Below are 14,108 nucleotides of genomic sequence, written 5' to 3'. Positions count from 1 at the left end.
CGCTTGACTCGATTTAATAGGTGATGCCGGCGACAACTGTCGTCGCCGCTGCCTTGCCATCGCTCTCTGCCGCATGCACGAGCAAGCGCGCAAGGAGGCGCTCCTGCTGCACACTGCTCAAGCGAGCGTGTTTGAACACTGAGGCCCACACTTCTTCCTGGGATAGCAGCGTGCGTAATACCGAAGGTGCGCACAGGAAGGCGCCGTTCAACGGGAAGGGTGTATTCTGGGCGTTTGGGCTGGTATAGCCCAACCTGTCGCATAATTTGGTCAGCAGCGGCATATCCTCCGGATAGACATGCACATTCGGATCGTCCGGGTAGATAAGGCCGATGTCTGAGCTACCCGCAGGTCCTGCCAGCACATTCACCAAGTTTTGCCAGGTCTTCTGGTGGCCTCCAATCAGATTCTCGATCAGGAAGGTACGGTAGGCGTCCATACTGCTGAAATCGATATCGACAGGCGCGCCAGCCAGGTTGAGATGGCCGACGACGGCATAATCCAAGCTCTCAGAGGCGTGGATGTAATCATACATAGCTGCAAGTGGTTGCTCTGCGCATACGATTACACGCAAGGGGGCCCGCAACTCCTCCGCCAACTGGCGGCGGATGTTCAAGGCGATCAGCTCGTTGCCTACCAGCACTACCAGTTCTGGTGCGGCATCCTGCGTTTCCAGGGTGGTGGTCAGTAACTGGAGTGTCTCATAGCCGTCCACGGTGACGAACAACAAAGCGGGCCGGGAATGTGCTACATCAATTTGAGCTTCCCATTCAACTTGGCGCGTATGCCACGAGCCATGAGGTCGCCCGGCCTTCAGATAGTGCACTAGCGGGTCTTCCTGCCCCACCTGATCCTGGTTCAACTCTTTATAGAGAGCTGGTTCAAACCCAGGGAATGCCTTGCGCCGCAATACTCCTCGGGCCCACGAGCGTACATAGCGCCTGATTGCCTCATGGGATTCATGGAAAGTCATGGCTGCCGGCGTGTAGTAATCGAGATCGAGAACTCTAGCCTGATGCAGGTAATGCGCTGCGGCGGCTTCCCGCTCAGCAGAAATGCCATTGTCCTTGGCGAAACCGATCAGCTGCTGCACATAGGTCTGCATGTTGAATTCGCGGGCAGCCACTGCCTGAGCATGCCGGCCTACTCGGGCGCGCTCCGTTTCTGAGGCAGCGAGACGACTTAGCAGGCCTGCCATATATCCTGTATCAAGGTATGGGGCCACACAATCCGCCTCGAGGTCGTTACGCTTGAGAATATCGGCGACACCCGTCGTTCGATCGAAGCACAGCACCGGAAGACCCTGCACCATTGCATCGATTGCAACATTGGGCAAAGGATCGAGGCGGGACGTCAGCAGAAGCATATCGCTCAAGCGATACACATGTTCGATAGCCGCCGTTTCTTTGATAACCGTGAATCGATCCTCGATACCTGCCCGTTGTATCTGATCGTGCAGATACACTGAGTAAAGGGTGTCATGTTCGGGATCATAGTTGTTCCCGATCCAGACGAAACGACACTTAGCACCCAAGGGGGACTTGAGTACGCGCGTGGCACACTCAATGAACAAATCGACGCCCTTACGGATTTGCACCCAACCCGCGCCGAGTATGACTACTGTGCCATCGTCGAGCCCATTCGGACGCATGAGCTGTTCGATTGCTCGTTTCTCTGCTTCGAGACGTTCGTTATCTTCAGCCTCCCCCGGTACTACGCTCTTGCCTTGGGCCAATACTGGAAGGCCACACGCTCGGAGCTCTGGAAGCACGCAGGTAGCGCTATCCAAGGTAACGTCAGCGGAAAATACGGTTTCGCTTGCCCACAGCAACGCGTTCTGGATAGCTGTTCTGGGGCGTGTATATACCGCGAATTCGTGAATGAGGCTCACCGTCGGAATATAACGATCAGCCAGGGGCTTGAGGGCTACATAGGATTCCAGACTGTTGACGATCGCAAACTCGAAATCGTACTGATCAAGAAACTGATTAAGCACCCAGTGAGCATCGATTGGACGATGCTTGAGCGCCACCGGTCCCGCGACCACCGCGCCCGCATCGACGAATGCTTGCTCCAGAGGACCACCGCCGAAAATCATTGCCACCACGTCATAGTGGGCGGTCAGCTGCTGAACGATATTAAGGCTTAGAATAGGCGCGCCGGTTCGTGACGCCTCATGGCTGATCAGCAGAATGCGCGATTTGCCAGGCGATGGCGGTCTTATGCCCTGGCTCAACGGAATCTTCGGGACCGTACCCAGGCGACCCTCGAATCGGCCATGGTTGCGATAATGCTGCTCGGGGTCGATACCAGCCTTGGCGATATCAGGATAGATAGCTAGATAGAACTGGGCATCGAAGGGCTCGTCGTTCTCTTGCGAAACAGCTGTAGGCCGAACGTGCTCTATTGCAGGTTGCCCGATGGACTCGCAAGCCGACAGGAGGCTTACTTCGGTATCCGACGCCGACAGGTCAGCCGAGTCAAGCATCACCAAGGCTGGCGCCGTTTCAAAGTGAGGATGCGCTTCCCTCCCTTCAGCGAGACCATGGCTTAGATAATGAGCCTTCGGCTCAAAGCCTGCTGCTTTGACATCTGGATATCGGGCCAGATAGAACGCTGCATCGAATGTCCGGCCGCCTGGCAGCTCAAGGGGAGGAAGGTCCTTGTGCCCTGACAACTTGCGGAACAGCCGCCATGCCCTCGAACTGAACAGCGCGCCCCAGGCCTGGCTGAGGATCTTCACTTGCTCCTGTAGCCTTGCGCTCTGCTGTTCATGGGCAGACAACATGCCAGCCTGTAATTGAGCCATTTCCCCTGTCCGGGCTACAAGGTTCCGTTCCTCCTCTTGAGACACTCGAAGTCTTTCATTGGTCTCGCTCAGCGCATATTCCAACTGTGCCAATTGCTGCCTGGCCAGCTCCTCCCCAGCCGTAGCGGCGGCAAGCTTTACCCGAAGCGCCTGGTGACGGGCGCCCAGCTCTGTGAGCTCCATCCGCAATTCCTGCATATCGGCCCTGAGCTTTTCGAGTTGCGATCTATTGGCATTCTCGGATTTGGGCATTCCCTGTATGGAGAGTGCCTTACGCAGGGAAGCAATCTCCGCTTCTTTCTCGCGCAGCAGTACTTGATAGTTTTGCTCGCACTTGTCAGCCTCGAAGCGAAGCGACGCTACCAAGGCTTCAAGACCCTTTATTTCAGCAAGCAAACCGGTATTTAACGACTGATCGCTGTCCCCAGGCTTCAGTTGAAGATCGCTCAAGGCTGTTACCTTCGCCTGCAGCGAGATATTTTCCAGACTCGATTCGTGTAGCGCCTTTTGAGTGGTTTTCAGTTGCTCACCCAGCCCGTGAAGGGCAACGTTCAGCTTCTGAATGATCTCAGCAGCCTCGCCGCCTTCCTTTTCCGCAACCGCTATCAATTCGCTGATGGGAGCAGATCGCCGCATCATGCTGAGCTTGGGCGCAAGACGTTGCTCGAACGCGCTGCTGTTGATGGCCAACCGGTCATGCGCGCACTCGCTAAGCAAGCCATAGGTGTCTGCCAACGTATAGGGCTCTATTTTGCCGCTGTAAAGCTCGGCATCGGTGCGCGAATCGTGGCGCAATCCTGGATCAAGGAATTCATCCATGTACAGCGCGACTTCCCTATCGTCCGGAGGGGGCAAACCCAGCGCATTCGCCACTCGGTTCAGCTCATGCCGGGCGTTACTCAGCAACAGGTCATACGCCACGACCAGTCGCTTTTCCCCCTTCGTATACAGAGCGGCCTGAAGCATGTGCTCGAGCCACAGCAAGTAGGACTTCGTAGCGGGGAATCCATTCCGATGCGCAAGTGAATCGGCTACGCTAAGTGGATTACGCAGCGCAATAACGTAAGCGGCTTCAGCGCCGACTTCGTTGATCGCACGTTGCCAGAAGGGAAGCAGGCGAGGTAATCGGGGGTCTTTCATGCCCCAAAGCTCAAATCGTCCAAGCTTGTCGAGAAGCAGAGACTTGGCTTCTTCACCAAGGGAATCGATGACTGGATCAGCATCAAACGCGGCGTCTATCAGGCCGACACGGTCGTAGGCCGAGCCTAGATGGCGCAATAACCGATCATTGATGGCAATGACGTCACTGTCTTCCCAGAAGCCGGTGGGATTATCGACGCCGGCCGGGTGCAGGTTCTCACCAAGCGCGACCCCAAGCGTCCTGAGCCCCCTCGTGAGCGCGCTGGTGCCGCTGCGGTGCATGCCCAGCACAATGATGATTTTCTTCGTAGTCATAAGTTAATGGCCTTGGGAAAGGGACACCGAGGGCGTACAGGAAAAATCGACCACACTGGTGGCGAGGCACCGACTATCGGCCATCACTCTGAACGCCGCCAGATCCAGCACGCGGTGCAAGAAGGTTTCAGTATCGTCAACCATGCCAGTGACCCCTGCATTCAGGAAATAGACGCCGGGCGTCAGGCTGCAGGTAAATTCGAATCCGACACTGGCAGTGGAGCCTGCGGAGATATCAGGTATCGCTTCCAGAAGCGAAATGGCCGACATGGCGCCCCCCAGCTCCGCTCCGCTGGTGGTCTTGACCAACATGCTGAACCGTACGCAATCACGGTCAGTGTCGAAGTCCACCTCATAGCGATAGCGGTACCGGCGCCCCCGGACCAGATTGTTGACCCGTGCGCCGGTCAAGGTATAGATCCCCGCATCACGAATGCGCGCGCCCTTGGCTTCGTATTCGATGGTACTGTCAGGCCGCAGACCAGGGTCGTAGCTTTCTTCAATAGGCGCATCGACCGAGCCAGGCAGCGCCTGGGAAGTATCAGGGTTCGAACCAAGACCCCCGATGATCTGGTCTCTGATCGCAGCTCTACGATCAGCGGGGGCATACAACATCTTCTGGTAGCTGCCCACGACCTGCTTGGGCACGCCTTCGGTCAGCAATTGGCCGCTGTCCAGCAGGATCGCCCGGTCGCAGAGTTCGACGACCGCGCTACCGGCGTGTGAGACGAATAGAATCGTGGCGCCCTTCTGGCGAATGGCTTCGATGCGGGAAAAGCATTTGCGCTGGAACAGCTCATCACCGACAGACAAGGCCTCATCGACGATGAGTATTTCAGGGTCGGCATTGATGGCTACCGCAAACGCCAGGCGCACGGCCATGCCGCTGGAATATGACTTGACCTGCTGATCGATGAATTCTCCGATATCGGCAAAGGCTTCGATTTCGGCGAATCGCTGGTCGATTTCCTGACGGCTCAAACCAAGGATCGTACCATTGAGGTAGACATTTTCACGTCCGGTGAAATCCGGGTTGAACCCGGACCCCAACTCGAGCAGGGCTGCGACTCGTCCATTGACTTCCACCGAGCCATACGTGGCCGACAACGTGCCACAGATCACCTGAAGAAGAGTGGACTTCCCAGATCCATTTTTCCCGATTACCCCTACGGTCTCGCCCTTCCCTACTTCGAAGGAAACGTTATCGAGCGCCCAGAATTCCCTGTAATACTTTACCTCCGTACCGCTCAGGCGGCTCTTCAACGGGGCGAGAAACAGTTGTTGTAGACGCTGGCGAGGCTTCTCATAAATGTGGAAGCACTTGCTCAGGGCCTGAACTCGGATAGCCACCTCGGATGAGCCACCAATGCCGGGGGCCACCGTATCTCTAGACTGCTTTTCAGAGGACATCGGCGAACCCCGCACGTGTTTTCTGGAACCAGGCATAGCCCGCCGCGGCGAATAACAGTGAAATTGCCAGGTAAACACCCAGCCCGGCGAAGTCAGGCAAACGCCCCCAGACCAGAACGTCGCGCATCTGCTCAATGATGAAAGTCAGGGGATTCAGAAGTATGAGAGATTGGTACTGGGCCGGGAGCGAGTGCATTGGAAAGAAAACGGGAGACATGAAAAGCAGGATGGTTGTGGCGATTCCGGTTGTCTGGGCGACGTCCTGAAGGTAAACGCCCAGGGAGGTGAGAAACCAGGCGAGTCCCAAGGTCAGGATCAGAAGAGGAAGTATAACCACGGGCGCCAGGAGGACCGTCAGGTGTGGGAGACCTTGGAAGACTGTATAAGCCATCAGTAACACACAAAAACTGATCAGCATATGAAAAAGCGCCGCGCCCAGCGTGATGACTGGGAGAATCTCCAGCGGGAAAACCACTTTTTTAACATAGTTGACATTATTGACTACTATGCCCGGTGCACGGTTTATCACCTCGGCGAAAACGGCATGTACGATCAATCCTGTAAAAAGCATGATTGCGAACATGGTTTTGCTTTCTTCCGTGCCTGGTGGGGATATACCCCAGCGAGACTTGAAGACTACTGAAAAAACGAAGGTGTAAACACTAAGCATCAATAGCGGATTCAGGAACGACCATAGCAGGCCCAATACCGAACCCCGATACCGGCCGATCACTTCCCTACGCGTCATCTGGAAAATTAGCTGACGATGAGCCCATGCACTTTTAGCCAACCCGAAGAGCGAGCAGCTATTTCTGAAAGCAGTCATCAAGGTTCCTGATGTGAAGGTATCAATGGGCTTTGGCCGTGGCTAAGGTCGCGAGCGTCGCTCCAGCAACATTCGGGCTGAGCAGGATGGCAACGGGGCGGCGTGAGGATGCCCCTGGGGTCGATCTGCCTCGGCTCGGCGATAGAAAGGCTGCTCTCTCGGACATTGCATGCCCGGTCCGCCTGATGACTGCGCGGCGCGTCGGCCCTCTGGAAGTACAGCCTGCAGGCCTGGGATCGCTGTAGCGACATGAATTGAAAGCCCTTTCATGAGTGATATAGCGATTCCGATCGCTCTACGAAGCCGCCGATGGTAACGTCTCTGGGACAAAGTTCCAACACTGCCACCGAACAGACGGTGCCCGTCCGCGACCTGTGTCCCTCCAAGGAATACACCAGATTTGTCAAGGCTGTCGCAGGGCACGGACGCCGGACAGTACGCGAGTAAATGGGTAGCGCAAGGCAATCGCTGCTTCAACCGTCAGCGCCTGACCTGATCAATGTAGTGGCCCGCCTTGAACGCTGGCAGCGATATGCCAGTTCGCGGAAGCCTGCCGGTAGCAATGCTCATGACTTGAAGGTGAAATGGCGATGCCCTAGGTAGCTTGAGAACACAGGCACTATAATTCCTACAGCATGGGAAAGCTCGCGCTGAAAGATCTCTATATCTAAGACGGGCACTACATAGCGATACATAAGCATGCTCACTGCCCAAGTTTGTATCACCGCAACAGCATTGACAAGAGTGAACCATAGCGCTGAGTGGTGAAGAGGCGTAGTACTTCTTTTGAATACGAACAATCTGAAAAGCACAAAGGCAGTGACCATCCCGCACAGATAAGCAAGGACGATCGCTATTGAAAAGCCGAACCACTGGCTAATAAGTATTCGCGAAAAAAAGTTCACCGCAGCGGCTATGCCTCCGGTTGCGATGAAAATCAAGAATTCCCGGCTCAGCAAGGCTTGCACAAATAGGATCCTTTGATAGTTACCTGACTAGCTTCAAATGCCTTCACAGATTAAGTCTTTTGAATATGAACCCGGGGATCGTCCGGATGACCAGCATGATAAGGCTCCAGAAAGCGGGCGTATAAATGACGTCCTTACGAGTGTCGATGGCCTTGAGAATGGCGGAAGCGACAGCGTCGGGCTGGGCGACCAATGCTTGCGGAAGGGCCAGTCCTCGCGTCATTGGCGTATTTACGAAGCCCGGCTTTATCGTCAAGACATGCACGCCCAGCTTGTACATGCGGGCGCGCAACCCTTCAGCGAAGGTGGACACTGCTGCTTTGGCCGCGCCATAAAGATAGTTCGTAGGCCTGCCCCGCTCGCCAGCCACCGACGAAATCACCGCTAGGGTCCCACAGCGCTGATGCTCGAACCGGTTGGCCAGCAAACCGAGCAAGGCAATGGTGCAGGTCGCATTGACATTGAATTCATGGAATGCGGTATCGGCCTGCAATTCGCAGGCGGCCTGGTCAGGCAAGGTGCCATGTGCGATCAAGGCAATATCGATTTGGTGAAACGCCGTCCAGCATTGCTGAATCATCGCTTTTTGTTCCTTGATATTCTGTACGTCGAGGTTGAACGTTTCCACGCGACCGGCGCCTCTTCCTACGAGATCGGCTGCATTGCTGGTCAGTCGTTCATTATCGCGGGCTACTAGATAGAACGCATGGCCAGCCCCTGCCCATTGGCGGGCGCAGGCATGAGCGATGGCGGACGTTGCGCCCACGATCAGAATTCGTTTCATTGAGTCACTCTTTTCCAGAAAACAGAAGACAGCCCGGGGTCGCGCAAGCGTTCCAGAGTCTCCCAGGCCGGATACGCTGCTTGGAAATCCGTGGCAAGCATGTGCGCATCCTTGGCAGGATATAACCGACCACCCGTTTCACGAACGATGTCATCGAGCCGAACGAACAATTGCGTCAACGAGGGAGATTGAGGGAAATCCAAAGCAAGGGAAACCCCAGCCATCGGGAAGGACAAAAGCCCCGGCGACGGTAACTCCCCACACCGCTTTAGCACAGCCAGGAAAGATCCCTGCCCGGTATCGGCGATGGCTTTGAGAATGTCCGCGATCGCCTGTTGTGCATCGCCCAGGGGTATCACGCACTGATACTGCTGAAAACCTTTACGGCCGTAAATCCGGTTCCAGTGACTCAAGGCATCCAGTGGGTAGAAAAACGGCTCATAACCTACCCTGGCCTGAGTAAGCTTCGCTGGGTGTTTACGCCAGTAGACCTCATTGAAGGCCCTGAGCGAGAACGGGTTCACCAACGATACAGGAGGCGTCAACGCCACGGAGCGTTTGGTTCGGCAAGGCAGGATACGATCCCCGTATGACGCATGATCACCGACGATGAAAACGCCTCGGCCCGCATTTTTCCCCTTGGCCACGCAGTCGACCCATGCCACGCTGTATTCGTGCTGGTGATCGAGTTCTCGCGAAAGGTCGAAGAATTCTGTCAATCCACCGAAGCGTACCGTTTGCGTGTCAATCTGGGCAGTAGCTACCTGCATCAGTTGAACATGCGCCCAAGTAATGATACCGGTCAGACCAAGCCCACCAATAGTGGCCGAATACAATGACGCGTGCTCGGAAGGGCTGCAGATCAGTTCAGCACCTTCGCGGTACAAGCCAAAGCCCAAGACATGACGGCCGAACGTGCCTCTGACATGGTGATTCTTGCCATGCACGTCGTTGGCGATCGCTCCTCCCAGGGTGGCGTATTGCGTACCTGGCGTGACCGGAAGAAACCAACCGTGGGATAGAGCAATGCGCTGTATCTCGCCCAGGCTTATCCCGGCCTCGGCCTTGAAGGTGCCTCGTTCCCAGTCTACATCCATGACCCTATCCAGACCTGTCATGGCTAGTACATGGCCGCTCTCGGCCAAGGGGCTGTCTCCATAGCTCCGTCCAGCACCATAAGCCAAAATACTGCCATGGCTGGCTACCAGGCCCTGCGCCAATGAACGAAGGTCGTGACGCCACGCCGCATAGTGGCCAGTCTGCGGGAGATCAGGATACAACCCCCAGGAGCGCAGTTGGCCGGTCATGATGCTACCCAGAAAACGATACCAAATGCCGCGCCCGTCAGCAGGCTGAGCTTGTCCTTGACTGCGAACATGACCGGGTCATCGTGCATCTGGCCCCGGTGGGTGAGCATCCACACGCGGGTGATCCAGAACAGCAGTACGGGGCAAGCCAACCATATCACTTGTGGATGACTATAAAGCCTGGCGGTTGCCGGGTCATGGATGTACATGGCCAGTACCATGACGGCCAGGTAGCCGGAGGCAGCCCCCATGGCGGAGATCATTTCCAGGTCTGCCGGGTAATAGCCCCGCCCGCGGGTTTTACCTTCGCTCCCCTTCTTGCGCGCCTCATGCAACTCGGCGTAGCGCTTGACCAAGGCAAGGCTTAGGAATATGAACATGGAGAAGGCTAGCAACCAGAACGTCAATTCCAGCGAAAAAGCCATCGCGCCCGCTATGATCCGGAGCGTGTACAGCAGGGCTAGCGCGATTACGTCCAAGGCCATCTGGCGCTTGAGCCAGAACGAGTAGGCAACCGTCAGTAGGTAGTAACAGGCCAGCGTTATTGTAAATGCCCAGGGCAGTAGCAGCGAAGCGCCTACGAAGGTGGCTACCAGCAATACCGGGCAAGCCAGCATTCCGTGCAATATCGGGATGCGTCCCGCTGCGAACGGACGCAAGCGCTTGGATCGATGGTGGCGGTCGTCAGCCAGGTCGACTAGATCGTTGAGCAAGTAAACACTCGACGCGCACAGCCCGAACAAGATGAACGCCAAGACCGCCAATGCAAGTGCTCCGCCTTGCCAGAGCTGATGGGCGGTGATCAAGGGCACTACGATAAGAATGTTCTTGAGCCACTGGTGGATTCTCAATGCCTTCAGCCATGCATGCCAACGGCTATCGCAAGTCACCAGTACCTGCTCGACATTGCCCAGGCCAAACGCGCGCTTGCGTACTCCCCACTCGGGATCGACTACATAAGCGCGATGGGCAGAGCTCCAGACTTCCAGGTCATCCTTGGAATTACCCACATAGTCGAAGCCTTTTTCGCCATAGGTTCGCACCAGCAACTCACGCTTGCGATGCGACGACAGATTTACACCATCCTGGGTAGCGAATACTTGGTCGAATACATTCAGATACTCGGCGATACGTTTGGCCACGCAAATGTGACTTGCGGTAGCCAGCACAATCATCCTGCCTTTCTCGCGCTCGGTATGTATCAGTTGCAGAACGGCAGGATTATAGGGCAGTACGGCGACGTCTATGTCGCTTGCCTGCGCTAGCCCCTCCTTCAGGCGGGCCTTCCCCGAGGTCAACCAGGCGAAGGGTCGCAAGCACCCCGTCAGCGATTGTCGAACATAGGCTAGGCCTGTTTCCAGCAACATGTCCGATTTGAGCAGGGTGCCGTCGAGGTCCACGACCAGCGGCCGCGATATGGTGCCCTCAGGGCTTTCTCTATTGCCATTTTTGCCTGGACCAGCTTCCTGCACAACATTGCCTCCGACCGAAGCGAAGTAAGCTTCTGGCCATGAATCGGTGAAAAGTGGACTTATTTCAGCACAAGAGCCTTGTTTCAAGCCAAGGCTTTACGGGGTTCCAGCGTCGGCGCTCGTGAGCATATGTCTTGCTTGCTGGCTGGAAACGCCAGACACTTCAGCGCCCATGATTTCCAGCCACATTTCTCATTTGCCCAGTCTCCCTTTCGGTAACCCGGCGCCAGACCACCATGCCAGCCACAGGATAGGCAAGAGTGCAATGAGGGCACCAACGGATGTGGGTAAAGCGCCATCGGCTATTGCCCATCCCACGGGTAGCAGCCACCCCAGATTAAGCACCGCGACTGCCGCTGTCACCCTTCCATGCCCCCACCGCTGCGCCGCATGCTGATACCCATGGCTACGGTGGGCCTGGTAGAACTTTTCGCCGCGGCGCAACCTGACCACCAACGTCCAGGTCGCATCGACCACGAATACTCCCATCAGCACCAGCCCAGGCCAGAACACCTGCGGCGCATGCGAAGCGATCTTCAGCCACAGCAAGCCGATCACCAACCCGAGAAAGCCACTGCCGGCATCGCCCATGAAGATCTTCGCCGGTGGCAGATTCCAGCACAGAAAACCCGCGGCGGCGGCAACCAGCATTAACGCCAGGGCTACATCCGCGGGTGTGGCATACAGGTAGCCGAGCCATGCCAGCGACAGACATACAGTGACTGCCTGCACGCCTGCGATCCCGTCGATACCATCCATGAAGTTATATAGGTTGAGCAGCCATACCAATCCGAATACCAAAGGAATGGACAGCCACAGACCAGCCAGGCAAACGTGCTCATAAAGCGGCACGACCGGCCATTTGTCCAAGAGGATCAGGCCCGCCGCCGCAGCGATGAAATGCCCCAGCAAACGCCAGCGAGCGGCGATATGGCCATGGTCGTCCGCAAACCCGATCACCGCGACTCCCAATCCTGGGAGCGCCAGCAAGCTGGCATCTGCCGCAGTAAGCAGCCCCAAGTAGACCGCGGCCAGCAGGCCGAGCACTAGCGCACCGACGATCCCGACCCCGCCTCCACGTGGGGTAGGCACGGTATGGGAGCTACGATTATTGGGAACGTCCATCAGTTGCTTGCGCAGTGCGTAACCGCGCATGCCCCACGTGAGCGATACAGCCAGTGTGAAAACGGCAAGGCAGATGACAATGATCACTTCGGCCCCTTCTGGTACGCCCGCGCGGCCAGGCGCAGACCCTCGCTCTGGGCCATCGGAGGCTTCCAGCCCAAACGCGCCATGGTCGATCGCAAGTCGACCTCCAAGGGGTCGCATAGCCGACTGATCACCGCCCCCTTGCCCAAGGCCCCGCCGACAAGGCGCAGCCAGTGGCTCGGTACGGGTAATAATCGCGGGGATCGGCCCAGAGCGTGAGCCAGCGCGACCATTATCTCGGTAGTGGTGGGCTGTTCAGCGTCCCGTGCCAGAAACAGGCCTTGTGCGGAAGTCGCCTTCGCGCAATGAACGGCCAGGTCTGCCAGGTTCTGTACGGCGATCATGCTTCTGCGGTTGTGAAGCGCGCCCAAGGGTAATGGAAGCCCTTGGTCCAAAGCTTTCATCATGGATCGAAAATTCGCCTTCACACCAGGCCCATACACCAGTGGTGGCCGTATGATCGCAACTTCCAAAGCCTTTTCCTTCGCCAATTTGCCAAGGGCCAGCTCCGCTTCGAGCTTGGATCGGCCATAGGCGTCCTGTGGCGAGGGCTCGTCTTCGGAAGTAAAAGGGCCACGCCCCTGAGTGTTCTCGCCGTTCACCTTGATAGTGCTCAAGAACACGAAGCGGCGAACCCCGCTAGCCGCCGCATGGGCAGCCAGCCTGGCGGTCGCGTCGGCATTGGCTTTACGGTAAGCCTGGAATGAGTGCTCAGGATCTTCGCTCATCACATGCACGCGGGCGGCACAATGAATGATCGCGTCAACGCCGCCCAGCTCCGGCAGGCGTTCCGCCAGGAGATCATAGTCCACTGCTCTTCCCGGTCCTTTCCACCGTGCTAAATCCCTTACCGCAGCGATTGGCGATATATCGGACGTTTGCGCCAAGCGGGCCATCACGGCAGCGCCGACGAATCCAGTAGCGCCTGTCACCAAAACAGACCGGATCATGGGCGTCCGCCTCGGCTGATCGCCTGAAGCACGCACAAGACCGCAAAATAGACTTGGTCTCGGGTCCGGCGGCGGCAGTGCCGAGCATGCACTGCAAGCCATATCAGGCCCACGCGTCCATTAAAGAGCTGGTCCCGAAGCGGCGACGGGCAACCAACCAGTCGAGCAATTAACCGTATCTGCGCGAACCACCAGCCCTCATGGATACGCCGAAGCCGGGCAAGCGACTGCCGAATACCCACGTTGGCACCTACCAGGTTGTTGACATGCTGGCGATAGCGCATGCCGGGTTCGGGATCGATGAACCATGCTCGACCGCTAGCGCGTACCAACGCGTACAGGTACCAGTCTTGTAATGCCACGGCGGCCAAGACTTCAGCCTGCTCCGTGACTTTGGCCTTTATGAGGTTGGCCAGCGCTTGGGTGAAGACGTAAGTACAGCCCGGCCCCGCCGCTTCGAAGAAATGGTCATAAGCGACTTGTGGTTGTGCCTTGTGCAAAAGACGAGCGCGACCATCTGACCAGAAAGCGATCACATTTGAGGAATACGCCTCGCTGCCTTGGGCTTGGAGTTGATGTGCTGCACGCTGAAGCTTGTCAGGCAGCCATAAATCATCCTGATCGCTCAGAGCTACCAGGTCGAATTCTTCAAAGGGGACCGTTGCCAGCAGATGGAAAAAATTCGCAGACGCGCTACCGAGCCTGTGAGACTGAGGCAGCACGTGAACGCGCTGGTCTGAACTGGCACGTTGATAACATCGTGCCAAGGTGTCATCAGTGCTCTGGTCCACGCTGATGAACAGTTCGACGGTAACGCCTCGTTGCGCCAGGATTGTATCGATTTGTTCGTCAATCCATTGGCTGCCATTGAAGGCTGCCAAAAGCACGGCAATACGCTTACTGCCCACACACTGCTCC

10 protein-coding genes are annotated in these 14,108 nt (G+C 56.7%); all 10 read right to left on the bottom strand.

What is annotated here, in order from left to right; all coding sequences use genetic code 11:
• Positions 1 to 13: 13 nt before the first annotated feature.
• A complete protein-coding gene (locus tag ACP691_RS03840; RefSeq protein WP_426150126.1) occupies positions 14 to 4,264 on the bottom strand; it encodes a glycosyltransferase in 4,251 nt (1,416 codons plus the stop codon).
• 3 nt (positions 4,265 to 4,267) lie between these two features.
• Positions 4,268 to 5,674 (bottom strand): ABC transporter ATP-binding protein, encoded by a 1,407-nt coding sequence (locus ACP691_RS03835; RefSeq protein ID WP_426150229.1) that lies wholly within the window; start codon positions 5,672 to 5,674, stop codon positions 4,268 to 4,270.
• Positions 5,664 to 6,500, bottom strand: coding sequence for an ABC transporter permease (locus ACP691_RS03830; protein ID WP_426150125.1), 837 nt, complete (start codon positions 6,498 to 6,500; stop codon positions 5,664 to 5,666). Before ACP691_RS03830 ends, ACP691_RS03835 begins: the two co-directional genes overlap by 11 nt.
• A gap of 566 nt (positions 6,501 to 7,066) precedes the next feature.
• Positions 7,067 to 7,468, bottom strand: a complete 402-nt coding sequence (locus ACP691_RS03825) for a GtrA family protein (protein ID WP_426150124.1) — start codon at positions 7,466 to 7,468, stop codon at positions 7,067 to 7,069.
• Positions 7,469 to 7,511: 43 nt separating this feature from the next.
• Positions 7,512 to 8,252 carry an SDR family oxidoreductase gene (locus tag ACP691_RS03820; RefSeq protein ID WP_426150123.1) on the bottom strand — a complete coding sequence of 247 codons (741 nt, stop codon included), beginning with the start codon at positions 8,250 to 8,252 and terminating at the stop codon, positions 7,512 to 7,514.
• The gene (locus ACP691_RS03815; protein ID WP_426150122.1) at positions 8,249 to 9,559 is read right to left on the bottom strand and encodes an FAD-binding oxidoreductase; all 1,311 of its coding nucleotides are present in this window, start codon (positions 9,557 to 9,559) and stop codon (positions 8,249 to 8,251) included. The genes ACP691_RS03820 and ACP691_RS03815 overlap by 4 nt, the downstream gene beginning before the upstream one ends.
• A complete protein-coding gene (locus tag ACP691_RS03810; RefSeq protein WP_426198499.1) occupies positions 9,556 to 10,959 on the bottom strand; it encodes a UbiA family prenyltransferase in 1,404 nt (467 codons plus the stop codon). Before ACP691_RS03810 ends, ACP691_RS03815 begins: the two co-directional genes overlap by 4 nt.
• 264 nt (positions 10,960 to 11,223) lie before the next feature.
• On the bottom strand, positions 11,224 to 12,186 hold the full coding sequence (locus ACP691_RS03805) for an MraY family glycosyltransferase (RefSeq protein ID WP_426198498.1): 963 nt from the start codon (positions 12,184 to 12,186) through the stop codon (positions 11,224 to 11,226).
• Between the two features lie 53 nt (positions 12,187 to 12,239).
• Positions 12,240 to 13,190, bottom strand: a complete 951-nt coding sequence (locus ACP691_RS03800; RefSeq protein ID WP_426150120.1) for an NAD-dependent epimerase/dehydratase family protein — start codon at positions 13,188 to 13,190, stop codon at positions 12,240 to 12,242.
• Complete coding sequence (locus ACP691_RS03795) at positions 13,187 to 14,098, bottom strand: glycosyltransferase (protein ID WP_426150119.1); 912 nt, start codon at positions 14,096 to 14,098, stop codon at positions 13,187 to 13,189. The genes ACP691_RS03800 and ACP691_RS03795 overlap by 4 nt, the downstream gene beginning before the upstream one ends.
• Positions 14,099 to 14,108: the final 10 nt, after the last annotated feature.

This window comes from Pseudomonas sp. DC3200b2, from assembly GCF_049895785.1.
GTDB classification, from domain to species: domain Bacteria; phylum Pseudomonadota; class Gammaproteobacteria; order Pseudomonadales; family Pseudomonadaceae; genus Aquipseudomonas; species Aquipseudomonas massiliensis.
This window is presented reverse-complemented; position numbering and strand designations above follow the sequence as displayed.